Below are 1035 nucleotides of genomic sequence, written 5' to 3'. Positions count from 1 at the left end.
ATATCGTCTTTCGACACGTTGTAAGTGAAGCAGCTAGACCGGATGTGTTTTTCACTGAATTTACAAATACTGAAAGCTTTTGCCACCCTGAAGGCATACATAGTGTGCGCGGACGCTTAACTTTTAGCGAAGATGAACACCCGATGGTCGCTCATATATGGGGAGATAAGCCAGAACAGTTCCGTGAAACGAGTATTCAACTAGCTAAAATGGGCTTTAAAGGCATTGACTTAAATATGGGATGTCCTGTAGCAAATGTTGCTAAAAAGGGTAAGGGTTCCGGCTTAATCTTAAGACCGGATGTCGCTGCCGAAATTATTCAAGCAACTAAAGCAGGTGGGCTTCCGGTAAGTGTTAAAACACGCCTTGGCTACTATGAAATCGATGAATGGAAAGATTGGTTGAAGCACGTCTTCGAACAAGATATTGCCAATTTATCTATTCATCTTCGTACACGTAAAGAAATGAGTAAAGTAGATGCACATTGGGAATTAATCGAAGCTATTAAAAATTTACGTGACGAAATTGCACCAAATACATTGTTAACAATTAACGGTGATATTCCCGATAGAAAAACAGGACTTGAACTGGCAGAAAAATATGGCATCGATGGTGTCATGATTGGTAGAGGCATTTTCCATAATCCATTCGCTTTTGAAAAAGAACCACGCGAACACACAAGCAAGGAACTATTAGATCTATTGAGATTGCATTTATCATTGTTTAACAAATATGAAAAAGATGAAATACGACAATTCAAGAGCTTGCGTAGATTCTTTAAAATCTATGTGCGTGGCATAAGAGGCGCTAGCGAACTTCGCCATCAATTGATGAACACACAATCAATTGCAGAAGCACGAGCACTTCTAGATGAATTTGAAGCCCAAATGGACGAAGACGTTAAAATAGAATTATAGTATGAGTAATAAAGTTTATGGATGATATTTCCCAATTTAACACGGATTGAACACTTTCTACTTAGGTATTATCTTGGTTTTCCTGATAGGATAACTCCCGATGATGCCTTTTTACTTA

At 38.4% G+C, this 1035-nt stretch carries 1 protein-coding gene; it reads left to right on the top strand.

What is annotated here, in order from left to right; translation table 11 throughout:
- Nucleotides 1-917: tRNA dihydrouridine synthase (locus tag IDG60_RS15740; protein ID WP_206160905.1), on the top strand; the 917-nt coding region annotated here is incomplete at its 5' end.
- Nucleotides 918-1035 lie beyond the last annotated feature (118 nt).

This window comes from Staphylococcus sp. EG-SA-2, assembly GCF_017152085.1.
This window is presented reverse-complemented; position numbering and strand designations above follow the sequence as displayed.